At 63.5% G+C, this 23,330-nt stretch carries 21 protein-coding genes; 4 read left to right on the top strand and 17 right to left on the bottom strand.

Going from position 1 to position 23,330, the window contains the following annotated elements; all coding sequences use genetic code 11:
* Nucleotides 1-268 precede the first annotated feature (268 nt).
* The 11 genes from AWB81_RS47030 to argG all read right to left on the bottom strand — a co-directional run bounded on the left by AWB81_RS47030 (nt 269) and on the right by argG (nt 10,606).
* A complete protein-coding gene (locus AWB81_RS47030) occupies nt 269-589 on the bottom strand; it encodes a peptidoglycan recognition protein family protein (RefSeq protein ID WP_235025937.1) in 321 nt (106 codons plus the stop codon).
* 60 nt (nt 590-649) lie between these two features.
* Nucleotides 650-994: a hypothetical protein gene (locus AWB81_RS47025; protein ID WP_235025936.1), complete on the bottom strand. Its 345-nt coding sequence runs from the start codon at nt 992-994 to the stop codon at nt 650-652.
* A gap of 2 nt (nt 995-996) precedes the next feature.
* Nucleotides 997-1,386, bottom strand: a complete 390-nt coding sequence (locus tag AWB81_RS46490) for a hypothetical protein (RefSeq protein WP_062639790.1) — start codon at nt 1,384-1,386, stop codon at nt 997-999.
* Nucleotides 1,362-1,553, bottom strand: coding sequence for a PAAR domain-containing protein (locus AWB81_RS28070; RefSeq protein ID WP_200822562.1), 192 nt, complete (start codon nt 1,551-1,553; stop codon nt 1,362-1,364). The genes AWB81_RS46490 and AWB81_RS28070 overlap by 25 nt, the downstream gene beginning before the upstream one ends.
* Nucleotides 1,554-1,736: 183 nt before the next feature.
* On the bottom strand, nt 1,737-1,973 hold the full coding sequence (locus AWB81_RS44935) for a hypothetical protein (protein ID WP_143753561.1): 237 nt from the start codon (nt 1,971-1,973) through the stop codon (nt 1,737-1,739).
* A 232-nt stretch (nt 1,974-2,205) separates the two neighbouring features.
* Nucleotides 2,206-3,951 (bottom strand): IlvD/Edd family dehydratase, encoded by a 1,746-nt coding sequence (locus AWB81_RS28065; protein ID WP_062639789.1) that lies wholly within the window; start codon nt 3,949-3,951, stop codon nt 2,206-2,208.
* Nucleotides 3,952-3,981: 30 nt separating this feature from the next.
* Nucleotides 3,982-5,085, bottom strand: a complete 1,104-nt coding sequence (yjfF, locus tag AWB81_RS28060; RefSeq protein WP_062639788.1) for a galactofuranose ABC transporter, permease protein YjfF — start codon at nt 5,083-5,085, stop codon at nt 3,982-3,984.
* Complete coding sequence (locus tag AWB81_RS28055) at nt 5,082-6,119, bottom strand: ABC transporter permease (RefSeq protein WP_062639787.1); 1,038 nt, start codon at nt 6,117-6,119, stop codon at nt 5,082-5,084. Before AWB81_RS28055 ends, yjfF begins: the two co-directional genes overlap by 4 nt.
* Complete coding sequence (locus AWB81_RS28050; protein WP_062639786.1) at nt 6,116-7,630, bottom strand: sugar ABC transporter ATP-binding protein; 1,515 nt, start codon at nt 7,628-7,630, stop codon at nt 6,116-6,118. The genes AWB81_RS28055 and AWB81_RS28050 overlap by 4 nt, the downstream gene beginning before the upstream one ends.
* Nucleotides 7,631-7,702: 72 nt before the next feature.
* Nucleotides 7,703-8,671 (bottom strand): ABC transporter substrate-binding protein, encoded by a 969-nt coding sequence (locus tag AWB81_RS28045; protein ID WP_062639785.1) that lies wholly within the window; start codon nt 8,669-8,671, stop codon nt 7,703-7,705.
* 600 nt (nt 8,672-9,271) lie between these two features.
* Entirely contained in the window at nt 9,272-10,606 is a 1,335-nt protein-coding gene (gene argG, locus AWB81_RS28035; protein ID WP_062639783.1) for an argininosuccinate synthase, read from the bottom strand.
* Nucleotides 10,607-11,048: 442 nt separating this feature from the next.
* Between argG and AWB81_RS28030 the strand changes: the two genes are divergently transcribed.
* Entirely contained in the window at nt 11,049-12,965 is a 1,917-nt protein-coding gene (locus AWB81_RS28030; protein ID WP_062639782.1) for an AAA family ATPase, read from the top strand.
* A gap of 14 nt (nt 12,966-12,979) precedes the next feature.
* On the opposite strand, the gene AWB81_RS28025 is transcribed toward AWB81_RS28030, so the two are convergent.
* Both AWB81_RS28025 and AWB81_RS28020 read right to left on the bottom strand, forming a co-directional pair.
* Entirely contained in the window at nt 12,980-13,687 is a 708-nt protein-coding gene (locus tag AWB81_RS28025) for a FadR/GntR family transcriptional regulator (RefSeq protein ID WP_062639781.1), read from the bottom strand.
* A gap of 189 nt (nt 13,688-13,876) precedes the next feature.
* Nucleotides 13,877-15,460 carry an aldehyde dehydrogenase (NADP(+)) gene (locus AWB81_RS28020; protein ID WP_062639780.1) on the bottom strand — a complete coding sequence of 528 codons (1,584 nt, stop codon included), beginning with the start codon at nt 15,458-15,460 and terminating at the stop codon, nt 13,877-13,879.
* Nucleotides 15,461-15,945: 485 nt separating this feature from the next.
* On the opposite strand from AWB81_RS28020, the gene gudD reads away from it, so the two are divergent.
* Nucleotides 15,946-17,295, top strand: coding sequence for a glucarate dehydratase (gene gudD / locus AWB81_RS28015; protein ID WP_062639779.1), 1,350 nt, complete (start codon nt 15,946-15,948; stop codon nt 17,293-17,295).
* A 273-nt stretch (nt 17,296-17,568) separates the two neighbouring features.
* The gene (locus AWB81_RS28010) at nt 17,569-18,921 is read left to right on the top strand and encodes an MFS transporter (protein WP_062639778.1); all 1,353 of its coding nucleotides are present in this window, start codon (nt 17,569-17,571) and stop codon (nt 18,919-18,921) included.
* A gap of 39 nt (nt 18,922-18,960) precedes the next feature.
* Here AWB81_RS28010 and AWB81_RS28005 read toward each other — a convergent pair whose 3' ends face one another.
* Nucleotides 18,961-19,350 carry a hypothetical protein gene (locus AWB81_RS28005; protein ID WP_062639777.1) on the bottom strand — a complete coding sequence of 130 codons (390 nt, stop codon included), beginning with the start codon at nt 19,348-19,350 and terminating at the stop codon, nt 18,961-18,963.
* A 237-nt stretch (nt 19,351-19,587) separates the two neighbouring features.
* Here AWB81_RS28005 and AWB81_RS28000 point away from each other — a divergent pair, with 237 nt between their 5' ends.
* Complete coding sequence (locus tag AWB81_RS28000) at nt 19,588-20,916, top strand: hypothetical protein (RefSeq protein ID WP_159938948.1); 1,329 nt, start codon at nt 19,588-19,590, stop codon at nt 20,914-20,916.
* Nucleotides 20,917-20,953: 37 nt separating this feature from the next.
* Here the strand turns inward: AWB81_RS28000 and AWB81_RS27995 are convergent, their stop codons facing one another.
* Genes AWB81_RS27995 through AWB81_RS27985 form a run of 3 tightly spaced genes read right to left on the bottom strand, consistent with a single transcriptional unit; the run spans nt 20,954 to nt 23,211 of the window.
* Nucleotides 20,954-21,544: a flavin reductase family protein gene (locus tag AWB81_RS27995; protein ID WP_062639775.1), complete on the bottom strand. Its 591-nt coding sequence runs from the start codon at nt 21,542-21,544 to the stop codon at nt 20,954-20,956.
* Nucleotides 21,545-21,553: 9 nt separating this feature from the next.
* Complete coding sequence (locus AWB81_RS27990; RefSeq protein WP_062639774.1) at nt 21,554-22,246, bottom strand: GntR family transcriptional regulator; 693 nt, start codon at nt 22,244-22,246, stop codon at nt 21,554-21,556.
* The gene (locus AWB81_RS27985) at nt 22,243-23,211 is read right to left on the bottom strand and encodes a polysaccharide deacetylase family protein (RefSeq protein ID WP_062639773.1); all 969 of its coding nucleotides are present in this window, start codon (nt 23,209-23,211) and stop codon (nt 22,243-22,245) included. The genes AWB81_RS27990 and AWB81_RS27985 overlap by 4 nt, the downstream gene beginning before the upstream one ends.
* Nucleotides 23,212-23,330: the final 119 nt, after the last annotated feature.

Raw genomic sequence — 23,330 nt, 5'->3', positions numbered from 1 at the left:
CCATGGCCCGAATGCTCACGTCCTGCAGTCGTAGGCTTGCGATGGCGAGGCGTTCTTCAGGTTGAAGGTGCTGGTATGAAGTAGTTTTGTCGGGCATTGCAACACCTTATACGAAATAAGTGTTGCACCTCACTTTTGAGGCCGCCCTTCAAGAAGAATGTAGTCTGCGTCTCGTGATCGAGATACGAATTGACGTAGCCGGTGTACGCGATCGCCACAAATACCACCCCTATACCTGCAATTGCGGTCAGCCATCTGCGACTGGCATTCATGGCGCGCTGAGCCCAGTCGATTTCCGCAAATCTTTGACGAGCGCCAAGCCGAAATTGCCTGGGCAAGTCTTTCCCTCGCCCAATTGGCCAGGGAACTCGCGGTGACCACCAAGCGTATCTATGTAATAGAACTCGCGCAAAATCGCGATGAATGCTTCGAGCGATTGCTTTTGTCTCTCGGGTACGCGCGTCCGCTCATTGAAACCGATAGCGTCGAATAACTCCCGGACCATTGCGATTCCATCGCGACCTTCATCCGGGGTGGTCAAGTTCTCGAGGAGCACGATGCCGATAACGCCCGTATTGTAGTTGTGCACATTCTCGCCCTTGAACCGGATATCCCGGCCTTCGAATACATTGCCGAAGCAGTCAAGTGCCTAGTGATAACCGATATCGTCGCTCGCCGCTTTCCTCCGATCCATCTGCATGTCCTGGATTTCCTGCATTTGAAGCGCCGCGGGACCACACGTGAAGCTACGTCCCGCGTGGTGGATGGCAATCTTGGTGTAGTCCCAGTCGTCGCGCATCCGCTCAGAGCGATTCTTGTGCGCAGCCCAGTCGGATCGTTCCACAAAATTCATGCCGTTCTTTCGAACATGGCTGATGATCGCTTGTCGCGTCGCGGCCCGATTGTCGACCTTGATCAAGACCGCGTCGTCTTTCCTGCTGCCCGCCATTGTATGAGCCGACGTCCAATGCTCAATGTCGTAGTCTGCTGCCATCTCTAACTTCTTTGACGAGGTTTCAGGACGCGCTTCGGCGAGGAAAAGATGACATGGATGTTGAACGGCCGGTCACCGTTGCTCTCGATCTTTGCGTAGCCTTGTCCATCTGTTCTTCCGAACTGCCTCGCGCCTTCAATATCGGCAATAAAATCTCGGTTGATCACCGGCTCGCCAGTAACGCTGTCCCGCACTATGCACCAGCGGATATGCTGCACCTCATCTAAGGCTTGCAAAGGGGATGCTGCGGTAGAAGCGCTGCTCGCATTCGTCGAGCCGTCTGTAATACTGAGAAAAATACCCGGATCGCCGCCGACGATCACCCGGTTCTTCTTGCACGGACACAGCACCCGATCACCGTCAACCACTACCACGCGGCCCTTTTCGGACATTCCCTGGCCGGCCCGAAAATCCTGAATACGCCTTCGCAGTTGCCACAGGTCGCTTCGTCACCGTTTAGTGCAACCTTTTTGCCGTCATCGTGAATCGTGGACGAATAAGCCATAACGAAACCGCGTGTCGTCGTCGGGTCGCCGTGCCGCACTGCTGCTTTGAGCATGGCTACTCCTTCGTATTAAAGTGGCACAGGTAGGTGTAAATAAATTTGTTCGATTCGTTATCCCTATTTTCCGGCATGTGCGGGTCTCCTGTAAGTATCAACGCCAGTCAGGATTGGTGACCTCGCCAGCATAAAAAGCAAATGGAAAATTCGCAACCAGACGCCTGCAGGCGGGTGTCGAATTCACAAATTTTGACGTTGCGTGAGAAATGCGTGTGGGTCTTGGCTGTTCTGTGAAATCCAGCGCGTGGTTGCTCTGGAATAGGCTTGACGGCCTATTGGGATATTAACTCGTAACGCCTGTGCAAACGCGGGCGTTTCGAGCGAAGCGTGCACCCGAGAATGGGCGCGGCGCGCTTCTTTTCCCGAATAAGGATGATTGCGATACAAGCGCTGGCTAAATGGCGGCGGCTCGCTCATGCATCCGTCTTTCGCCGCCACCGTGCGACGACACAGTGATTAATCGTACCAAGCCCTAAGTCCCTTGACGACACTCAGGCGCTATGTGCACTCGGTACTTCAGATGCGTTGCCGTCCTAAGACTGCTGCATGAAAAGCTGCGCCGCCCCGGACGGGGGCAGTGCTAGAAGACCACAAAGAAAGCAAGTTCCGCGAAAGCGCCAAACATCGCACGTTGTAAATCAAAAAAACCTCAATGCGAATGCCGCGGCACGTCCGCTCCGCGACATCCGACCAGAAAATCGAAGTCGCATCCCTGGTCGGCCTGCAGCACGTGCTCGACGTAAAGCTTCCGATACCCGCTCGCATCCTCGGGCACGGCCGTCTGCGACTCCGCCCAGTCGGCGAGACGCGCGCTCAGTTCGGCGTCGCTCACGTCCAGATGCACCGTGCCGCCGAGACAATCGAGTTCGATCCAGTCGCCTTCCCTGACGACCGCGAGCGGCCCGCCCGCGCGCGCTTCCGGCGCGACGTGCAGCACCACCGTGCCGTACGCGGTGCCGCTCATGCGCGCATCCGAGATCCGCACCATGTCCGTCACGCCTTGCGCGAGCAGCTTGGGCGGCAAGCCCATGTTGCCCACTTCCGCCATGCCCGGATAACCCTTCGGTCCGCAGTTCTTCAGCACGAGAACGGAACTGGCATCGACATCCAGTTCCGGATCGGCGATGCGCGCCTTGTAGTCGTCGAAATTCTCGAACACGACCGCGCGGCCGCGATGCTTCAAAAGCGCCGGCGTCGCGGCGGAAGGCTTCACCACCGCGCCGTTCGGCGCGAGATTGCCGCGCACGATGCACAGGCCGCCATCGTCGACGAGCGGCTTGTCGAGCGGACGGATCACTTCTTCGTCGTGGATCGGCGCTTCCTTCACGTTCTCCCAAAGCGACAGGCCGTTCGCCGTCAGTGCGTCGGGATGCGGGATCAGACCCGCCTCGCCGAGCCGCCGGATCACGCCGGGCAGACCGCCCGCGTAATAGAACTCCTCCATCAGGAAGCGCCCGGACGGCTGCAGGTCGACGAGCGTCGGCGTGCCGCGGCCGATGCGCGTCCAGTCGTCGAGTTCGAGATTCACGCCGATGCGCCCCGCAATCGCCTTCAGGTGAATCGCCGCATTGGTCGAGCCGCCGATCGCCGCGTTCACGCGGATCGCGTTCTCGAACGCCTCGCGCGTCAGCAGCTTCGAGAGGCGCAGATCTTCCAGCGCCATCTCGACGATCCGCATGCCCGACATGTGCGCGAGCACGTAGCGACGTGAGTCGACCGCCGGAATCGCGGCATTGTGCGGCAGCGTGACGCCGAGCGCTTCGGCCATGCAGGCCATCGTCGACGCCGTGCCCATCGTGTTGCAGGTGCCCGCCGAGCGCGACATGCCCGCTTCCGCCGACATGAATTCGTGCAGCGTGATCTTGCCGGCCTTCACCTGCTCGCTCAGTTGCCACACGACCGTGCCCGAGCCGATGTCGCGGCCCTTGTGCTTGCCGTTCAGCATCGGACCGCCGCTCACGACGATCGCGGGCACGTCGCAACTGGCCGCGCCCATCAGGAGCGCGGGCGTGGTCTTGTCGCAGCCGACCAGCAGCACGACGGCGTCAACCGGATTGCCGCGAATCGATTCCTCGACGTCCATGCTGGCGAGATTGCGCGTGAACATGGCCGTCGGGCGCAGGTTCGATTCGCCGTTGGAGAACACCGGAAACTCGACCGGAAAGCCGCCCGCCTCGGACACGCCGCGCTTCACGTGTTCGGCGAGCTTGCGGAAATGCGCGTTGCACGGCGTGAGTTCGGACCACGTGTTGCAGATGCCGATGATGGGCTTTCCCTGGAACTCGTGGTCCGGGATGCCCTGGTTTTTCATCCAGCTTCGGTACATGAAGCCGTTCTTGTCGGCGGTGCCGAACCAGCGGGCGGAGCGGAGAGGGCGTTTTTCGTCACTGGACATGCGGATTTCCGTCTATCGTTTGGTGGAGTTTCAAGTGCTTTGCTTGGGCGTCAGGGACTCGGCGTTGCTGGCCGCCTTGTTCACCGCGTCGGGCGGAACCGGCGCGCGGCGCGGCTGTTTCGCACCAGCGCGCTCACCGAGCATCGTGCCGTTCGACCTGCGGCGCCCGGCGTGCCGTTCGATGAGCCGCTGCAACAGGCAGAACGCGCAGAGGAGCGCGCCGATCACGATGCGCGTCCACCATGAACTGAGCGTGCCATCGAAGGTGATCAGCGTCTGGATCGTGCCGAGGATGCCGACGCCGAACAGCGTGCCGACGACATAGCCTACGCCGCCTGTCAGCAGCGTGCCGCCGATCACGGTCGCCGCGATGGCGTCGAGTTCCATGCCTTGTCCCTGCAGTCCGTAGCCCGAGAGCACGTAGAGCGTGAACACGACGCCGCCGAGCGCGGAGCAGAATCCCGAGAGCGCGTAGACGCCCACCTTGGTGCGCGCCACCGGCAGGCCCATCAGCACCGCGGAGCGTTCGTTGCCGCCGATCGCGTAGACGTTGCGCCCGAAGCGCGTGTAGTGCGCGACGAACACCGCGCCGGCGAGCACGGCAATCGCGATGAGCGCGCCGGTCGTGAGCGACGCCCCGCCCAGGTCGAGATGAAACGCGGAGAGCACGCGGAAGGTCGGATCGCTGATCGTGATCGATTGCGTCGTGATGAGGAAGCACGCGCCGCGCGCGAGGAACATGCCCGCCAGCGTCACGATGAACGGCTGCAGGCGGAAGAAGTGGATCATCGCGCCCATCGCGGCGCCGTAGAGCGCGCCGAACGCGAGCACGAGCGGCAGGATGATCCAGACGGGCCAGTGGAACCGTTCGGTGAAGAGGGCGCAGAGAATCGTCGTCAGCGCGACGACCGAACCGACCGACAGATCGATGCCGCCCGACACGATCACGAACGTCATGCCGATCGCGACGATCAGCAGGAACGCGTTGTCGATCAGGAGACCCGCGAACACCTGCAGCGAGAAGAATCCGGTGTACATCACCGAGCCGAAGGCCAGCAGCGCCGCAAACAGCGCAACGGTGACGACGATGGGCAGCGTGCGCGGATCGACGAGCCGGTCCATGAGATTCCTCATTGTGCGCCCTCCGTCATGGTTCTTTTGGTCGCGGCCGGGAATGCGCGCCGCACCTGCCGTGCGATGAACGCGCGCGCGCTCGTCGACTGGATCACGCTCACCATCAGCACGACCGCCGCCTTGACGACCAGCGTCGCTTCGGGCGGCACGCCGATGGAGTACGTCGTATAGGTCAGCGTCTGGATGATGAGTGCGCCGAGCACCGTGCCAGCCAAACTGAACCGCCCGCCGAGCAGCGACGTGCCGCCGAGCGTCACGGCGAGAATCGCGTCGAGTTCCAAGAGGAGGCCGGCGTTGTTGCCGTCGGCGCTGCGCACGTTGGAGCTTGCCAGAATGCCCGCGATTGCCGCCGTCAGCCCGGAGAACGTGTACACGCCGAAGACGATTGCGCTCGAACGCAGGCCGGCCAGCCGCGTCGCGACCGGATTGATGCCGATCGCGCGGATAAAGAGCCCGAGCGCGGTGCGGTTCATGAGAAGCGTGGTCACAGCGATGGCCGCCGCCGCGATCCACATCGAGCACGGAATCAGCGCCAGATAACCGCCGCCCAGCAAGAGGTAATTGCGCGCGCCGATCGGAATGATCTGTCCGCCGGTCAGCAACTGCGCGACGCCGCGTCCGGCCACCATCAGGATCAGCGTCGCGATGATGGGCTGCATGCCGACGATGGCGACCAGCAGGCCGTTCCACATGCCGGCGAGGAGGCCGGCCGCGAGCGCGGCGAGGATCGCCATGCCGACTTGCGACGGATCGGCGGCGAGGATGCTGGCCGCGGCCGCGCCGGCGATCGCGACCACCGCGCCGACCGAAATGTCGATGCCGCGCGTCGCGATCACGAGCGTCATGCCGAGCGACACGAGCACGAGCGGCGCCGCGCGGTTCAGGATGTCGATGGGCGCGCCGAACAGGTGGCCGTCGAGGACGGAAATCGAGAGAAACGCCGGGTTGTGCGCGAGATCGAGCATGACGAGCAGCACGAGCGTGAGGCAGGGCCACGCGAGCGGATGACGCAGCATCGAGGAGAGGCGGTTCATCGCTGTTCTCCTGCAATGAGTCGATACACCTGATCTTCCGAGGCCTCGTTGCCCGCGACTTCGGCGACCTTGCGCCGGTCGCGCAGCACTGCGATCCGATGGCTCACGCGCACGACCTCGCTCACTTCCGACGAGATGAACAGGATGCCGAGGCCCTTCGCGCAGAGCGCCAGCATGCGATCCATGATCTCGAATTTGGCGCCGATGTCGATGCCGCGCGTGGGTTCGTCGAGAATCAGCATCTTCGGCTGGATCACGAGCCAGCGCGCGAGCAGCGCCTTCTGCTGGTTGCCGCCAGACAGGAGGCCGATCGGCTGTTCGGCGTCGCGCGCCTTGATGCCAAGTTGCTTGATGCAGTCGTCGGCCATTTCGCGCTGTTTCGCTTTGCCGATCGCGCGCCACCAGCCGCGCCGCGCCTGCAGCGCGAGGATGATGTTCTCGCGAATCGACAGGTCCGCGATGATCCCTTCCTTCTTGCGGTCTTCCGGGCAGTAGCCGATGCCGTGGCGCACCGCGTCGCGCGGCGAATGAAGCCGCGTCTCCTTGCCGCCGACCGTGATCGTGCCGGCGTCCGCGCGCTCGGCGCCGAACAGGAGTCGCGCGGTTTCGGTGCGGCCCGAGCCGAGCAGGCCCGCGAGGCCGAGAATCTGGCCGGGCTGCACGTCGATATCGACGGGATTCATCAGCCCGCGCCGTCCGACGCCGTGCATTTCGAGAAACGGCGGCACCGCCGATTTCTCCGCGGGCTGCTCCGATTCGGCGCGCTTCAGCCGTTCGGTCATCCGTTCATGGCCGACCATCTTCGCGACGAGCAGTTCGACCGGCAGGTCCTTGGCCAGATATTCGCCTTCGCGCTCGCCGTTGCGCATGATCGTGATTCGATCCGAGATGGCGTAGGTCTGTTCGAGAAAATGCGTGACGAACAGAATCGCGATGCCCGACTGCTTCAGCTTGCGCAGCACGGTGAAAAGCCGAGCGACTTCGCCGTCGTCGAGGCTGGACGTCGGCTCGTCGAGGATCAGGACGCGCGCGTCCACGGACACCGCGCGCGCGATCGCCACCATCTGCTGCACGGCGATCGGGTAGGTGTCGAGCGACTTGGTGACATCGAGCGAGACGTTCAGCTCGGCGAGAGCGGCCTCGGCGCGCGCGTGAATCGTCTTCCAGTCGATCGCGCCGCGGCGCTTCGGATGCCGCCCGGCGAACACGTTCTCCGCCACCGAAAGGTTCGTGCAGAGGTTCACTTCCTGATACAGCGTCCGGATGCCGGCGGCTTCGGCTTCGAGCGGCGTCGCGAAATTGACGGGCTCGCCGGCCAGGCGGATTTCGCCTGCGTCGTGCTCGTGAACGCCGGTCAGGAGGTTGATGAGCGTCGACTTTCCGGCGCCGTTCTGGCCCATCAGCGTGTGGATTTCGCCGGGAAATAGGCGGAAATCGACGGCGTTCAGCGCCTTCACGCCGGGGAAGGTCTTCGACAATCCGATGGTTTCAAGAAGAGGAGCGCCGCTCATGTGCGAGTTCCGCATGGGAAGAAGCAGGACGAATGGACCCGCCGCGCGTGCGGCGGGCCCGGCGAGAAGCGCTCAGTACTTGCGCAGCGGCAAGGTTTGCGCGGCGACGCTCATCGGGAAGATCGTCTCTTCCGTGACGATGCGCTTCGGCAACTGCTTGCCCGCGACCACGTCCTTCACCGCGCTCATCAACTGCGGCCCGAGCAGCGGGCTGCATTCGACGTCCACGTTGATCTTGCCCGCGACCATCGCTTCGAAGCCGCCTTTAGTGGCGTCGAAGGAGACGACCGTGATGTCCTTGCCCGGCTTCATACCGGCTTCTTCCATCGCCTGGATCGCGCCGAGCGCCATGTCGTCGTTATGCGCATAAACCACGTTGATCTGCTTGCCGTAGGTCTTGGCAAAGGCTTCCATCACCTGCTTGCCGCCGGCGAGCGTGAAGTCGCCGCTCTGCGACGCGATCACCTTGAACTTCGGATCGTGCTTGATGACTTCGAGCAGGCCCGCGCGGCGGTCGTTTGCCGGCGCCGAGCCGACCGTGCCCTGCAATTCGACGATGTTGATCGGGCCCGGATCGTTCTTATAGTGCTCTTCGAGCCACTTGCCGCCGCGCCGACCTTCTTCGAGGAAGTCGGAGCCGATCATCGTCACGTAGAGTGACGTGTCCTTCACGTCGATATTGCGGTCGGTCAGGATCACCGGGATCTTGGCGTTCTTCGCTTCGATCAGGATCGGCTCCCAGCCGGTTTCGACCACCGGGGAGAACGCGATCACATCGACCTTTTGCGCGATATACGAGCGGATCGCCTTGATCTGGTTTTCCTGCTTTTGCTGGGCGTCGGAGAACTTGAGGTTGATGCCGGCCTGCTGCGCGGCGCTTTTCACCGAGACGGTGTTCGCGGTGCGCCAGGCGCTCTCGGCGCCGACCTGGGCGAAGCCGAGCGTGATTTTCTTCTCGTCGGCGTGGGCGGTGAGGCCGGTCGCCAGAATCAGGGTGGAACAGAGAAGCGTACCGAGAACTGTCCGTCGATTGGATTTCATTGTCGTCTCCTGTCGACCAGAGTTGACGCTTTAGCGCTTGCTCTGGTCCATGCAACATAGTTGCGGATTGGTGTTTTTGTCGTCGTTCGCCCGGCTCAGTGTCCGCGGTCGAGGGTTCGTGGTCGAACCTGCTCGCAAGCGTAGACCTCGGTCTCATGACGGTCCAATCCCTTTTTTCTTATCGGCGATACCGATTTTGGTATCGGGGCGGAATCGCCTCGTCCACGGACAGGCGGATCGAGTGTCGCTACAAGGACCGGGACGGATTTGCGCCGGTTCTGCTGACTTCGATCGCGCTCGCCGCGCTCGGATCGATTGCAGGCTCATGGGCGTGGACCATCGCGTCGAAGCGCCTGCCGATCGGTCTCGCCAGTCAGTTGATCGCAAGCCAAAGGTGGCCGGCGTGGGAAGAGGCGTGCGGAGTCGCCTGCATGGTAATCGGCGTGGTGGCCGCGCTGAGGGCGTTTCAGCGGGATATCGGGAACGGTCCGGCAGAGAGTCCGGCCGTCGGGGCGCCGGTCGCGAGCGGACCGGCGGATCTTCACTAGCAGGAGAACGCATCGCCGCCCGACGTCCGGGCGGCGCACTGGGAGACGAGTCTTACTCGGTTTCGTCCTTCAGGCTCGGCAGTGCCGACGCTTCGCCGGAGGTCAGGAGACCGACCTGGGAATAGATGCGCAGCTTGTCGCGCGTATCGGTGATGTCGAGATTACGCATCGTGAGCTGCCCGATGCGATCGCGCGGCGAGAACGTCGACGAGACCTTTTCCATCGACAGGCGTTCCGGCTGATAGGTCAGGTTCGGCGATTTGGTCGAAAGAATCGAGTAGTCGTTGCCGCGGCGCAATTCGATCGTCACTTCGCCGGTCACGGCGCGGGCGACCCAGCGCTGGGCGGTTTCGCGCAGCATGATCGCCTGCGGATCGAACCAGCGTCCCTGATACAGCAGGCGGCCGAGGCGGCGGCCGTTTTCACGGTATTGCTCGATCGTGTCCTCGTTGTGGATGCCGGTCACGAGCCGCTCGTATGCGATGTAGAGCAGCGCGAGCCCCGGCGCTTCATAGATGCCGCGGCTCTTCGCCTCGATGATGCGGTTCTCGATCTGGTCGCTCATGCCGAGGCCGTGGCGCCCGCCGATGCGATTCGCTTCCAGCAGCAGCTCGACGGCATCCGCGAATTCCACGCCGTTAAGCGCGGTCGGACGGCCTTCCTCGAAGCGGACCGTCACCGTTTCGCGGGCGATCTGCACGTCGTCGCGCCAGAACGCCACGCCCATGATCGGATTAACGATCTGCATGCCGCTTTCGAGGCTTTCGAGATCTTTTGCCTCGTGCGTCGCGCCGAGCAGGTTCGAATCCGTCGAATAAGCCTTTTCCGCCGACATCTTGTACGCGAAACCCGCCTTGCTCATGAATTCCGACATTTCCGCGCGGCCGCCGAGTTCGTCGATGAACGTCTGGTCGAGCCACGGCTTGTAAATCTTCAGGTCGGGGTTCACCAATAGGCCGTAGCGGTAGAAGCGCTCGATGTCGTTGCCTTTGTAGGTGCTGCCGTCGCCCCAGATGTTGACGCCGTCCTGCTTCATCGCCGCGACGAGCATCGTGCCGGTGACCGCGCGGCCGATGGGCGTCGTATTGAAATAGGTGACGCCGGCCGTCGAAATGTGGAACGCGCCGCACTGCAGCGCCGCGATGCCCTCGGTGACGAGCTGCGCGCGGCAGTCGATCAGCCGTGCGCCTTCGGCGCCGTATTCGGTTGCACGACGGGGAATCTGTTCGTAGTCGTCCTCGTCCGGCTGGCCGAGGTTGGCGGTGTAGGCATAGGGAACCGCGCCCTTGATGCGCATCCAGTGGAGCGCGGCGCTGGTATCGAGACCGCCGGAGAACGCGATGCCGACCTTCTGGCCGGTCGGAAGACTTTCAAGAATCGTGGTCATGTAGATGCCGCCAAATCGTTGTGAAGATCGAAAAACCCAAATTATGACGGATTGTCGGCGGTGTGGGCTTTTGGAGCGAGTTTGGGCGCGGCTCAAGGGGGCGGTTATGTGAGGCCAACGGGTGGCGACTGGTGAAACCCGCTCATGACTCCTTCCCCAAAATCCCAAATTTACCGACCGTCGAATTGACACCCATCTGAGTCCCCTTTCGAGGATTTGAAAAGAAAGTAAGCCGTGCATAATGCCCTAGGTGTACAGGTCGGTTAAATGGGAAAGCATGAGCGAGTCCTTTTCCGGCCACGTGTGGACGTCCGTCTGCATCGATCAATGCGATTGTCCGCTTTCGACTGACAAAAGCCGCTTCGATCGTCCGTCCCGCGTTCCTCTTCAACGCTGACCGCGCGTCAGCGGCCGCGATATGGCCCGCTTTAGGATTCAAGGAATGAAACCGGAAAAAAATTCGTTCTGGTCCAGATATGGACGCTACGTGACGCTCGGCGTGACTGCCACGGCTCTGGCCGGCGTCCTCACCTTCGCGCTCTGGCGCCACGAACAGCGCAGCGCGCAACTCGACTCGGCGCTCGACGGCGTCGCGAGCCAGATGCGCACCGACACTGCGCTCTGGACGCGTCAGGAAAAAGACGCATCCGAAATGCTGCGCGACATCCGCACGCAGGACGTGACGGCCATCGGCGTGAGTCCCAACGCGATCCTCGTCTCGACGCGCGCAGGCGCGAAGTATTTCGTCACCGATCACAACGGCGCGTTCTCCAACGCGCTCCTGCTCGGCGAAATGAAAGTCGATGCGCGTCCGCCGTATCAGCTCGTATGGCTGCCGGACGCGAACATCCGTTCGGACGCCGCGCGCTGGATGGATACCTTCGACCGCACGCGCGACGTGCTCGGCCTCGTGCTACCGCTGCTGCTGATCGGCGGGATGGTCTGGTTCATGCGCCGCGAGATGACGGGCGGCGCAAAGCTGCTCGGCGAAGCGCCGACGCTCTCCTTCGAAGACGTGATCGGCGCCGGCGAAGCGAAGGCCGCGCTCGCCGACATCCAGGCGTATCTCGGTAACGCGAAGCAGTTCACCGGCATGGGCGTGCGCGCGCCGTGCGGCGTCCTGATGGTCGGCGGCCCGGGCGTCGGCAAGACGCGGCTCGCGCAGGCGCTCGCCGGCGAATGCGGCGCGAACTTCATCTCCATCACTGGCAGCTATTTCAGCGCGAAGTATTACGGCGTCGGCGTCCAGAAGGTGAAGCATCTGTTCGAACTAGCCCGCAAGAATGCGCCGACCGTGATCTTCATCGACGAGGCGGACGGCCTCGCGAAACGCACGGATACGGGCAACGGCCCGGCCGAAGCGGAGAGCAACCGCGTCATCAACCAGTTGCTGGCCGAGATGGACGGTTTCGAGTCGAACGAGGGCGTGATCATCGTCGCGGCGACCAACCATCCGGACAACATCGACGAAGCACTGCGCCGTCCGGGCCGGTTCGATCGCACGGTGCACGTGCGCCTGCCCGATCTCGACGACCGCGCGAAAATCTTCCGCTTCTATGCCGAGAAGCTGAAGTCGAAAGCCGACGACATCGATTACCACCAGCTGGCACGGCTGTCGACGGGACTTTCGCCCGCGACGCTTTCGATGATCGTCAATCAGGCCGGACTCGTCGCGCGCAAGGCGGGCGAGAGCAGGGTGGCGGCGAAGCATTTCCTGGAAGCGATCAAGATCGCCCGTATCGGCGATGTGAGCGGCGCGGAGCGCGCGCTGAACGAAGACGAGCGCACGCGGATCGCGGTTCACGAGGCGGGGCACGGGCTCGTCGCCGCGCTGCTCGGCACGGGCGTGCTTGAAGAAGTGACGATTTTGCCGCGCGGCGGCGCCTTGGGCGTCGCGCTGATCACGAAGATGCAGGACAAGCACCTGTATCGCGAGACCGAAATGCGCAACGAAATCCAGGTGCTGCTCGGCGGCCGGAACGCCGAACTGCTGACGTTCTCGGAAGCGTCGAGCGGGGCCGCGCAGGATTTGCAGGAGGCATCGCGGATCAGCCTCGACATGGTGTCGAAGTTCGGCTTCAACGCCGACGGCAATCTCTTCAGCCTGGCCGCGCTGCCGCCGCAGTACGCCGGCCTGCAGATGAAGGCGGCAATCGAACACGCGAACATCCTTCTGAAGGATCTGAACGAGGCGTGCCAGTCGCTTCTGCGCGACAACGAGCCGGTGCTGCGCGCCATCGCGGAACGCCTGCTGGAATCGGAGACGGTGGCGGGCGAGATCGTCTACCGCCTGATCGACGAGCACAAGGCGCGCAAGGACGGCCTGCATCTCGCGCAGGAAGAACGCGAAGCGGCGTAAAAAAGGCGGCGGGCCTAGCTCGCCGTCGACTCGTGCGCGCGCCGCAGCCGTTCGCGGCTGTTGCTCAGATGCATGCGCATCGCGGCGCGGGCGTCGTCGGCGTCCTGCCGGACGATCGCCTGATAGATCATCTGATGCTCGTTGAGCACGTTGCGCAGCCGTTCGATCTGATCCAGCTGCGCGATTTCAGCCTTGCCGAGCCGCGTGCGCGGGCTCACGCCGGGGCCCATCTGTCTCAGCACGTCGAAGAAATAGCGGTTGCCGCTCGCGCGCGCGATCTGCAGATGAAACTCGACGTCGTGCGCGAGCGTGTCGGTGCTGCCGTTCGCAAGTTCCGCCTCGAAGCGGCTGAGCGCCTGCGCGATCTGCTTCAGATGCTGTTCGGTGCGGCGCGTCGCGGCGAGCGCGGCCGCCGCGGCCTCCAGGTCGATCCGGAACTCGATGATCGCCATCACGTCGAGCATGCTGGAGAGATCGGCTTCGGGCAGCCGCAGCGCGTCTTCCTTGTCCGCCGGCTCCAGAACGAAGGTGCCGATGCCGTGGCGCGTCGCGACGACATGCGCCGCCTGCAGGCGCGAAACCGCCTCGCGAACCACGGAGCGGCTTACCGAGAGCTCCTTCATGAGCGCCACTTCGGTCGGAATCCTGTCTCCGGGCCTGAGCATGCCGCGCTCGATCTGTTCGCGCAGCGTAGTGACGACTTTGTCGGTGAGACTGCTCATGGGCGGCTTCGTTGAATGCGGTTGAACGGTGATCGGACGTCCCCGGATGGCGTTTGTTCGCGGGAAGACGCAGTTGTCCGATGACTCGTAGTCTCGGCCACGGTGGGGGTCGAGTCAAGGCGGGGCGCCGCGAGTCCCATGTGAAAAAAGCGGCCGTCGGCCGCTTTTTTCGTCTGAAACGTGAGGAACTCAGCCCTTCACGATCTCGCCATCCCGACGGCGCCACAACGCGAGCGGATTTGCATCGGCGAGCGCTTCGGGCAGCAGATCGGCCGGAAAATCCTGATAGCAGACCGGACGCAGGAAACGCTCGATCGACGTTGTGCCGACCGAGGTCACGCGGCTGTCCGACGTCGCCGGGAACGGACCGCCGTGGACCATCGCGTGCGACACCTCGACGCCCGTCGGGAAGCCGTTCACGAGAATCCGTCCGGCCTTGCGCTCGAGCACCGGCACGAGCTTCTTCGCGGTCGGAAGGTCGTCGCGGTCCATCTGGATCGTGGCCGTCAGCTGGCCGACGAAATGCTCGGCGACCCGCGCCAGTTCCTGTTCGTCCTTGCAGCGCACGATGGTCGACGCCGGCCCGAACACCTCGTCTTCCAGTTCGGCCTTGGCGAGGAACGTTGCGGCGTCAGTGACGAAGAGCGCGGCGCAAGCCTGCGTCGGGCCGCTTGCTTCCTGGCCGTGCGCGACCGCTTCGACCCCCGCGGTGCCCGCGAGGCGGCTCTCGCCTTCGCGATACGCCGCGTGAATGCCCGACGTGAGCATCGTCTGCGCGGGCTTCGCGCCCAGTGCTGCCGATGCCGTTTCGACGAACTTCGCGAGATCCGGTCCGTCGACGGCGATCGCGAGCCCCGGGTTCGTGCAGAACTGTCCGGCGCCGAGCACGAGCGAATCGACGAAACCCTGCGCGATGGCCGCGCCGCGCGTAGCCAGCGCTGCCGGCAACAGGAATACCGGGTTGATGCTGCTCATTTCGGCGTAGACGGGAATCGGCTCGGGGCGGCGGGCCGCGACCTGCATCAGCGACGTGCCGCCCGCGCGCGAGCCCGTGAAGCCGACTGCCTTGATGGCCGGGTGCGCGACGAGCGCCTCACCGACCGTCCGTCCCGCGCCGACGATCATCGAGAACACGCCTTCGGGCAAGTCCATATCGCGCGCGACCTGCTGGATCACGCGGCCGACCATCTCGGAGGTGCCGAGGTGCGCGCTATGCGCCTTCACGACGACGGGGCAGCCCGCGGCGAGCGCGGCGGCCGTGTCGCCGCCCGCCACCGAGAACGCCAGCGGAAAGTTGCTCGCGCCGAACACGGCGACCGGGCCGAGTGCGATCTTCTGCATGCGCAGGTCCGAACGCGGCAGCGGCTTGCGATCGGGCAGCGGCGAATCGAGCGTGGCCGAGAGCCACTGGCCGGCGCGTACGACTTGCGCGAACAGCTTCAACTGGCCGGTCGTGCGGCCGCGCTCGCCTTCGAGACGCGCCTTCGGCAGGCCGGACTCTTCCTGGGCGCGCTGGATGAGCGCGTCGCCGAGCGCGGCGATGCCGTCGGCGATGCGCTCCAGAAATTCCGCCCGCACCGTCAGCGGCACGTTGCGGTACGCGTCGAATGCCTTCGCTGCCAGATCGCACGCCGACGCGACGTTTTCCTTCGTGCCGCTGCCGAAAACCGGCGCGGCGATGTCTTCGCCCGTCGCGGGGTTGAACGCGCGCAGGGGTTTTTCGGTGCCGCGCACGGCCTGGCGGCCAATCAGCATTTCGCCGGTAATCTGCATCTCGTCTCCTGAAATCGATGGTATCAACATCAGTCATCGTATAACAACTGGAGTGAGCGAGACAAGCGCTATCGATCTTTGCTCAATTTCTTCGTCTGCATGGTGATCGCCAATCGTTCAGACGTCATATAACTATGAATGGATTAGCCATTCGCCGGATTTGCTCGACCCACTTTCGTGGGATCGAGCGTTTAGCATGTCATCTGATGTCTCGGTGGCGAGCTGATCCGGCAAGCATATAACCCTCGTCGGTACGTCAAAACCCTTATTTTATATAGAAAACGGCGACCAAGGGTAAACGCGCCATTGGAAAGTAATCGCCAAAAAAGTAGACTGTCGTCAGACAACGTAACACATGCATCCATACGACGCACTCTCTGACCCGCAACCGGCGCATCGGCCGCGAATCGGATGCTCGCATCGTCCACGGCAAAGCTCACTGATCCCGCCGATCGGCACTGATCAACCTGACAGGTACTTCTCCCATGTCCACGAACACGATCCAACGCAACGCCACGCCGACCGTCACCGAACTGCGCGTCGTCCCGGTCGCCGGCCGCGACAGCATGCTGATGAACCTCTCCGGCGCGCACGGCCCGTTCTTTACGCGCAACATCGTGATCCTGAAGGACAGCGCGGGCAATACGGGCGTCGGCGAAGTGCCGGGCGGCGAAGCGATCCGCAAGACTATCGACGATGCGCGTGCGCTCGTCGTCGGCCAGTCGATCGGCAATCTTCAGGCGATGCTGAACCAGGCGCGCACGCAGTTCGCCGACCGCGACGCTGGCGGCCGCGGCCTGCAAACCTTCGACCTGCGCACGACGATCCACGCGGTGACGGCGCTCGAAGCGGCGCTGCTAGACCTGCTTGGCCAGCATCTGGGTGTGCCAGTCGCGGCGCTGGTCGGTGAAGGCCAGCAGCGTGAGGAAGTCGAGATGCTCGGCTATCTGTTTTACATCGGCGATCGCGGCAAGACGGATCTGCCGTACGCAAGCGGCGCGGACGGCCGCGACGACTGGGAACGCCTGCGCACCGAGGAGGCGATGACGCCCGAGGCGGTCGTGCGTCTCGCCGAGGCGGCCAAGGCCCGCTACGGTTTCAACGACTTCAAGCTGAAAGGCGGCGTGCTGGCGGGCGACGCCGAAATCGAAGCGGTGACGGCGCTTGCCGAGCGTTTCCCGGACGCGCGTGTGACGCTCGATCCGAACGGCGCGTGGTCGCTCGCGGAAGCGATCCGCCTGTGCCGCGACAAGCACGACGTGCTCGCCTACGCGGAAGACCCGTGCGGCGCCGAGAACGGTTATTCCGGGCGCGAAGTGATGGCCGAATTCCGGCGCGCGACGGGCCTCCCGACGGCGACCAACATGATCGCCACCGACTGGCGCCAGATGGGTCACGCGATCCAGCTTCAATCGGTCGACATTCCGCTTGCCGATCCGCACTTCTGGACGATGCAGGGCTCGGTGCGCGTCGCGCAGATGTGCAACGACTGGGGCCTCACGTGGGGTTCGCATTCGAACAACCACTTCGATGTCTCGCTCGCGATGTTCACGCACGTCGCGGCGGCGGCGCCCGGCAAGATCACGGCCATCGACACACACTGGATCTGGCAGGACGGCCAGCGCCTGACGCGCGATCCGCTGCAGATCGTGGGCGGTAAGGTGAAGGTGCCGCAAAAGGCGGGGCTCGGCGTCGAACTCGACATGGACGAGGTCGAGAAAGCGCATGCGCTGTATCAGCAGCATGGGCTCGGCGCGCGCGACGACGGCGTCGCGATGCAATACCTGATTCCGAACTGGAAGTTCGACAACAAGCGCCCGTGTCTCGTGCGATAAGCAACGAGTCGATGGCGGCCGGCAGGAAGCGCTGACCGCAGCAAACACGACATACGATACGCGTGCATTTCGACGCGAACCGACGCCCGCCGAGCAATCGGCGGGCGTCTTTTTTTGCGCCGGGACGATGGTGCAATGCCGCCGGAATCGCGTTTTCCCAGTTACTGGAACGGGTGTGCAGCGCGGGCAAAAACCCCTTCTGTAATCGGCGCTGAAAGAGTAGTCTCCACGTAAATCAAAACAATCAGCGAACCCATTTCGGAGGAGACACCGATGGAGTTGGAGAACCGCACAATCAAGCACGTCATGATCCGGCTCGTGCCGTTTCTGATTCTTTGCTACTTCGTGGCTTATCTCGACCGCGTCAACGTCGGATTTGCTGCACTGCAGATGAACAAGGCGCTCGCCTTCTCGGCAAGTCAGTTCGGCTTCGGCGCTGGTATTTTCTTCATCGCGTACTTCTTCTTCGAAGTCCCGTCCAATCTGTTGCTCGAACGATTCGGCGCGCGCCGCTGGATCGCGCGGATCATGTTCACGTGGGGCATTCTCGCCGCCGCGATGGCCTACATCCCGCAGATCTCCCGCTATATGGGCTTGTCTCCGGCATATGTCTTCTACGGCCTGCGCGTCCTGCTCGGCATTGCCGAAGCCGGGTTCTTTCCCGGCATCATTTTCCTGCTGACGCTCTGGTTTCCGGCGGCTTATCGCGGACGCGTGGTCGGTTACTTCATGGCGGCCATTCCGCTTTCGACCGTGATCGGCGCGCCTATCTCCGGCGCGCTGCTGCAGATGGACGGCATCGCCGGCATGCAGGGCTGGCAGTGGATGTACCTGATCGAAGCGATGCCTGCGCTGCTGCTCGCTTTCGTCGTGTTCTTCTATCTGACCGACAAGCCCGCTGATGCCCACTGGCTCCCCGCCGACGAACGCGAATGGCTCGTCGCGCGCCAGGCGCACGAGCGCGCGCATCGCGAGTCCGTGCATAGCTTCAGTGTGAAGGAAGCCATTCTGAACCGGCGTGTGCTCGCGATCGCGCTCATCTACTTCGGCGCCAACGCGACCAACTACGGCCTCAGCTTCTTCCTGCCGCAGATCGTCAAGGCGTTCGGCCTGACCAACGTGCAAACCGGGTTCGTTACCTCGCTGCCGTATATCGTCGGCGTGATCAGCATGGTGCTCTGGGGACGTCATTCGGACCGCAAGCTCGAACGCAGATGGCACGTCGCCATCGCGCTCATGGTTGCGGCGGGCGGCATCGCGGCATCGGCGGGGCTCGACAACCCGGTCATGAAGATGATCGCGCTTTCGATCGCCGGCTTCGGCATCTTCGGCTGCCTGCCGGTGATCTGGACGCTGCCGGCGTCGTTCCTGTCGGGCGCGGCGGCGGCGGGCGGGATCGCGGCCATCAATTCGCTCGGCAACCTCGCGGGCTTCTTCGGGCCGTACGCGATGGGCTGGATCAAGGACAGCACCGGCAGCTTCGGCGCGGGCCTCCTGTGTCTGTCGGGCGCGGGGCTGGTCGGGGTGGCGGCGGTGCTGCTGCTGCATCACGACACTGCGCTCGAAAAGGTGTCGAGTCCGCAGGATGCGCGCGCGGCCGAAGGCGGCAGTGCGGTAAGTCCCTGACCGGGTGAATTCGCTGGCGGCGCCCGATGCGGCGCCGCCTTATTCGTCCAGTTCGTAGCTCGACTGGAATCTCTCCGCCTTCATCGCATAACCGTCGGTGCCGTCTTCGTTGTTGAAGACGAGGTAATCGCCGCGTTCGTAATGCGTCTGGCCTTCCTTGGTCGACACCTGCCCAGCGTTCTCGGCGACCTCGGCCCATACCGGCGTGATCTTGCGATAAGCGCCGCGATGAACCTCCCGATAGATTTGCGCGAAAACTTCCGCGTCGACGGTGTAGATTTCGCCGTTGTTGTCGACGATCCAGTCGCCCTGCTTGCAGCGCTGCTCGCCGCCCCATTTGCGGAACACGAAGCCGTCCGTCTCGAGCCGCAGCGGGACGGCGACGACGAACTGATCCGGCTTGCGGCGATAGCGGCGTCGTTCGGACATGGCGAGGGTCGGGACGAATCGAAGGTGGATGGGAAAAGCCTATCGTAGCGCAGATGCCAAGGGAGCGCTTTCTGGCCGCCGGGCACGTCGCCATGCAACGCCGCCGCAATCGATTGCGTCTGGGAGCGCGATTTTGGCGTATGGACGCTGATCAGGAATACTATGGTAGGAAGGCCGGCGAACGCCGCGCACTGGCTCGCGCATCGGCAGGCGAGCAGGGCGACCCAGGAGACGCAGATGCCCGCCAAGATATTCCTAAGCCACACATCGGAATTCGCGCACATCGCAAAGAGTCTGAGAATGTCGATGCTCGCGCTGTGTCCATCGCCGGGCCTGATCGACGTGCGCGTGAACGAGGAGATGCCGGGCGGCACGAAGTGGCGCGAATGGATCAACCTGAACACGCGCGACGCCGACGCCTTCATCTACCTGTACCCGAGCGCGTCGGTCGACAACGGCTGGCCCGGTTACGAACTCGCGCGCTTCACGGTCGTCGACGAGAAGACGGTCGTGTCGATCCGCAATCCCGACCTGAAGCTGCCGGGCATGTTCGACCAGTATCAGGGCTACGACGCGACCGAGGAAAGCATCCTCAAGTTCTTCCGCGATGTCTTCGTAAAAGGCCTGTTCAGCCGCGGCGAGCCACTCAACGACGAGGTCGGCAAGTTCGCCGGGGACTACTACGACACCGCCCGGACGGCGGCGCGCGAACTGGCGGAACTGTTCGCGAACGCATCGATCAAGCCGCAGTACTACACGCGACGCATCCAGCTCTCGCTCGCCTACGACAGGAACCACAAGCTCGATCCCGCGCAATCGCAGGTGGAGGGCAATGGCGAGGGCATGAAGCTGATCGGCATGCGGCCCGATGCGACGGTGAGCTGGTCGGCTGTGTCGGCGATGCTGGGCGATTCCGTCGAATGGCCGGGCGAACTGGAGCGCGAGATTCCGTCGCTCGTGTCCGGCGCGCTGCCGCCGCATCTCTCGCCCTTCGCGAATGAGCACGGCATCTTCATCCCGCTGATCTCGAAGAGCGAGGTCGTGCAGTCGCTGCTGCGGCGGCTCACCCTGCTGTTCGTCGAGGCGAACAGCCAGAAGCTGCGGCCCATGTTCGAATGGAAGATGCCGGACGCCATGCCCGGTCAGCTCGCGACCTTCGTCCTGCTCGTCAGGCTGATCCTGCGCATACGCTTCGACATCCTCGAACCGCGCTATCTGGAGGCGAAATACCATGCGCCGTCCCGCGAGGAGTGCGTGGCGATGGTCGAAACGGTGCTCGAGGAATACGACGAGGTGCAGGAGGAATCGAAGAAGATCGGCATTCCCGGTGTATCGGCTTTCCAGATGCTCTTCGACAAAAGCCTCTCCGACAAGGTGGAGACGGCGACCTCCGAATACCTCGTGAGAAGCCGGGCGCTGAAGGCGTATCCGAAGCAGCTCGAAGAGCGCGGCGCCGATGTCGATCACACGGCCTTGCTCGCTGAACTGCTGCAGTCGCTTCGCGAGAACAATGCGCACTGGCTCGCGATCGTCGCGGCGCAATTCGTGTTGCTCGACTGGCGCTAGGGAAGATTTCGCTTCCCAGGCCGTCCGTGTCCCCGGTTCAGCCGAGCGTGAACCGGTCGCGCGTCGTCACATAATCGCTCGCGCCAAAGCGACCCACAGGAAAATAGTGCTGAAGCCGCACGCGCCACGTCTCGACGTCGATCAGTTCGTCGCGTGCATGCAGCCGGTGCACCTTGCCGATGAAGATGTGCCGGCTCGTCGTCTCGAGCGTCTCCCATAGCGTGCATTCGAATGCGACCGGCGCTTCAGCGATGCGCGGCGGCGCGACGCGCGAGCTTGCCACCGGCGTGAGCCCGACCGACTCCAGTTCGCTCACGTTCGGCGGAAACCGCTCGCCGCATCGATGCATCTTCTCCGCGATCGCCTCGTCGGACAGATGCACGACGAACTCGCCCGTGCGCGCGATGTTGACGGCTGTGTCCTTGAGCGTGCCATCAGCGACGCGATTCACGCTGATCATCACGATGGGCGGTTCCTCGCCGAGCATGTTGAACATTGAGAACGGCGCGGCATTCACGGTGCCATCCTCGCCGAGCGTGGTGACGAGCGCGATGGGGCGCGGCACGATGAGACTCGCCATCAGCTTGTAGCGCTGATATTCGGTGATGGCTTCGAAGTCGATTTCCATGTGGACCGCCTATGTGCCTGTGAGGCCGAGCAATGCGCCGAGGCTTTTCTCGCCCGGCATGCGCGACGTTTCGATGCGCGCTTCGAGTCCCCGAAGGTGCGCGTCTATGTGCGCGACCGCGCCTGCGGTATCGCGCCTTTCCATGCAATCGAGGATCGCCGTGTGTTCGTCGTGCTCGCAGGGCGCGTTGCCCTTGGGCTCGTACACGCCGACGATCAGCGAACAGCGCGAAACCAGCTCCGTGAGATAGTCGAGCAGGATCGTATTGCCGGCAAGCGCGCCGATAGCCAGGTGAAAGCCGCTCGCGAGCCGCGCCCATGAAGGCTGATCGAAGCGATGCATCGCGTCGTGCTCTTCGGCGAGCTGTTCGCGCAACGCGGCGATGTCCGCGCCGCTTGCACGCGTGACCGCGAGTTCCATCAGAGCGCGTTCCACCGCGCGGCGCGCCTCGAAGATCTCGCGCGTTTCCTCACGCGTCGGCTCGGCGATCACCGCGCCCTTGTTCGGCCGAAGCTCGACGATGCCGTCATAAGCGAGTTTCTCCAGCACCCGCCGCACGACCGCGCGTCCGACGCCGAACAGCTGGCACAGTTCGGGCTCGGGCAGTTTCGTTCCTGGCGTCAGGCGGCGGTTCAACACACCGTCGAAGATGGATTGATAGATGCGGGCGTCGACGTCCACGCTGTTCCTCGCCTGCTTCATGCGGTTCGCTGCGTCGCGAGCGTTGCTTCGTCCATGAAGGCGGCGATCCTTCCCGGGGTCGTCATCCACACGTCGCCGCGCGAGCGGGCCGCCGCGATATGAGCGAGCGCGCGGCGCAGATGCCGCAGCCGATACGGCTGCCCGACGATGTACGGATGCAGCGCGATGCCCATGACGAGCGCTTGCGGCGCGGCCCCGGAGCGAAGCTTGCGATTGCTCTGTTCGAGCATCTCGTCGAACTGGTCGACGATCATGTCCGCGAACGCGCAGGCGTCCATCTGGCGGGCGACGATCATCGGCAGGTCGTTCAGTTCCTGCGGATAGGGAATCGACCAGAGCGCACCATCACGCGTCGCCATGCGCACGGGGCGGTCGTCGTGGCACCAGTTCAGCGTATAGCGATAGCCGGTCTCGGCGAGCAGATCGGGCGTCGCATGCGACTCGGAGATCCACGGCGAAAGCCAGCCCGCAGGCGCCGTGCCCGAATGCGCCGCGATTCGTTCGCGGCAGTGCAGAAGCAATGCGCGCTCGGCCGCCTCGTCGAGATCGCTCTGCCGCTCTGCGTTCGTATGTCCATGCGCAATCAGTTCGTCGCCGCGCGCCGCGCAGGCATCGATCAGTTTAGGGCAGTGGTCGTAGAGCGAAGTGTTGATGAGCGTGCCCGCGGGCAGGTCCAGGTCGTCGAAGAGATCGATGCAGCGCCAGGCGCCGACACGATTGCCGTACTCGCGCCAGCTGTAGTTGAGCACGTCAGGCTGTGGCGAGACGGGACCGAGCGCCGCGCCGAGTCCTTCGCCGAACGCGAAGTGCTCGATGTTGAAGCCGAGATAGACCGCGAGGCCGCTGCCGTTGGGCCAGCGAAAGTTGTCGCTGTCGACGATTGGACGATACGGAAAGCGGCCATGCGTCGCGAGCGGACCGAACCCGCTTCGGGAATGCAGTGGCGCATTGCGTGAGTCGTTCATCTTTGAGAGGCCGGTGGACGTTGTTGATATGGATGAACCGGTTTGGCCCGAACGTGCCCCATTGCGGACGAGATTCGCACCGCTATCGCACAGAACTGATGCAATGAATCGCCAACGAT

It is taken from the genome of Caballeronia arationis (assembly GCF_001544975.2).
In the GTDB taxonomy this organism is placed as follows: domain Bacteria; phylum Pseudomonadota; class Gammaproteobacteria; order Burkholderiales; family Burkholderiaceae; genus Caballeronia; species Caballeronia arationis.
Note: the sequence above shows the minus strand (reverse complement) of the source record. Positions and strands in the feature narration are given on the sequence as shown.

Coding starts and splice junctions, on each gene's coding strand:
- AWB81_RS27990 (WP_062639774.1), bottom strand. CDS start 22,246: ATGAAGCAGGCGAGGAACAGCGTGGACGTCGACGCCCGCATCTATCAA.
- AWB81_RS27995 (WP_062639775.1), bottom strand. CDS start 21,544: ATGGAAATCGACTTCGAAGCCATCACCGAATATCAGCGCTACAAGCTG.
- AWB81_RS28030 (WP_062639782.1), top strand. CDS start 11,049: ATGAAACCGGAAAAAAATTCGTTCTGGTCCAGATATGGACGCTACGTG.
- AWB81_RS28050 (WP_062639786.1), bottom strand. CDS start 7,630: ATGAGCGGCGCTCCTCTTCTTGAAACCATCGGATTGTCGAAGACCTTC.
- AWB81_RS28055 (WP_062639787.1), bottom strand. CDS start 6,119: ATGAACCGCCTCTCCTCGATGCTGCGTCATCCGCTCGCGTGGCCCTGC.
- argG (WP_062639783.1), bottom strand. CDS start 10,606: ATGACCACGATTCTTGAAAGTCTTCCGACCGGCCAGAAGGTCGGCATC.
- AWB81_RS28010 (WP_062639778.1), top strand. CDS start 17,569: ATGGAGTTGGAGAACCGCACAATCAAGCACGTCATGATCCGGCTCGTG.
- AWB81_RS27985 (WP_062639773.1), bottom strand. CDS start 23,211: ATGAACGACTCACGCAATGCGCCACTGCATTCCCGAAGCGGGTTCGGT.
- AWB81_RS46490 (WP_062639790.1), bottom strand. CDS start 1,386: ATGTCCGAAAAGGGCCGCGTGGTAGTGGTTGACGGTGATCGGGTGCTG.
- AWB81_RS28070 (WP_200822562.1), bottom strand. CDS start 1,553: ATGCTCAAAGCAGCAGTGCGGCACGGCGACCCGACGACGACACGCGGT.
- AWB81_RS28025 (WP_062639781.1), bottom strand. CDS start 13,687: ATGAGCAGTCTCACCGACAAAGTCGTCACTACGCTGCGCGAACAGATC.
- AWB81_RS28065 (WP_062639789.1), bottom strand. CDS start 3,951: ATGTCCAGTGACGAAAAACGCCCTCTCCGCTCCGCCCGCTGGTTCGGC.
- AWB81_RS47025 (WP_235025936.1), bottom strand. CDS start 994: ATGGCAGCAGACTACGACATTGAGCATTGGACGTCGGCTCATACAATG.
- gudD (WP_062639779.1), top strand. CDS start 15,946: ATGTCCACGAACACGATCCAACGCAACGCCACGCCGACCGTCACCGAA.
- AWB81_RS28005 (WP_062639777.1), bottom strand. CDS start 19,350: ATGTCCGAACGACGCCGCTATCGCCGCAAGCCGGATCAGTTCGTCGTC.
- AWB81_RS28020 (WP_062639780.1), bottom strand. CDS start 15,460: ATGCAGATTACCGGCGAAATGCTGATTGGCCGCCAGGCCGTGCGCGGC.
- yjfF (WP_062639788.1), bottom strand. CDS start 5,085: ATGAGGAATCTCATGGACCGGCTCGTCGATCCGCGCACGCTGCCCATC.
- AWB81_RS44935 (WP_143753561.1), bottom strand. CDS start 1,973: ATGAGCGAGCCGCCGCCATTTAGCCAGCGCTTGTATCGCAATCATCCT.
- AWB81_RS28000 (WP_159938948.1), top strand. CDS start 19,588: ATGCCCGCCAAGATATTCCTAAGCCACACATCGGAATTCGCGCACATC.
- AWB81_RS28045 (WP_062639785.1), bottom strand. CDS start 8,671: ATGAAATCCAATCGACGGACAGTTCTCGGTACGCTTCTCTGTTCCACC.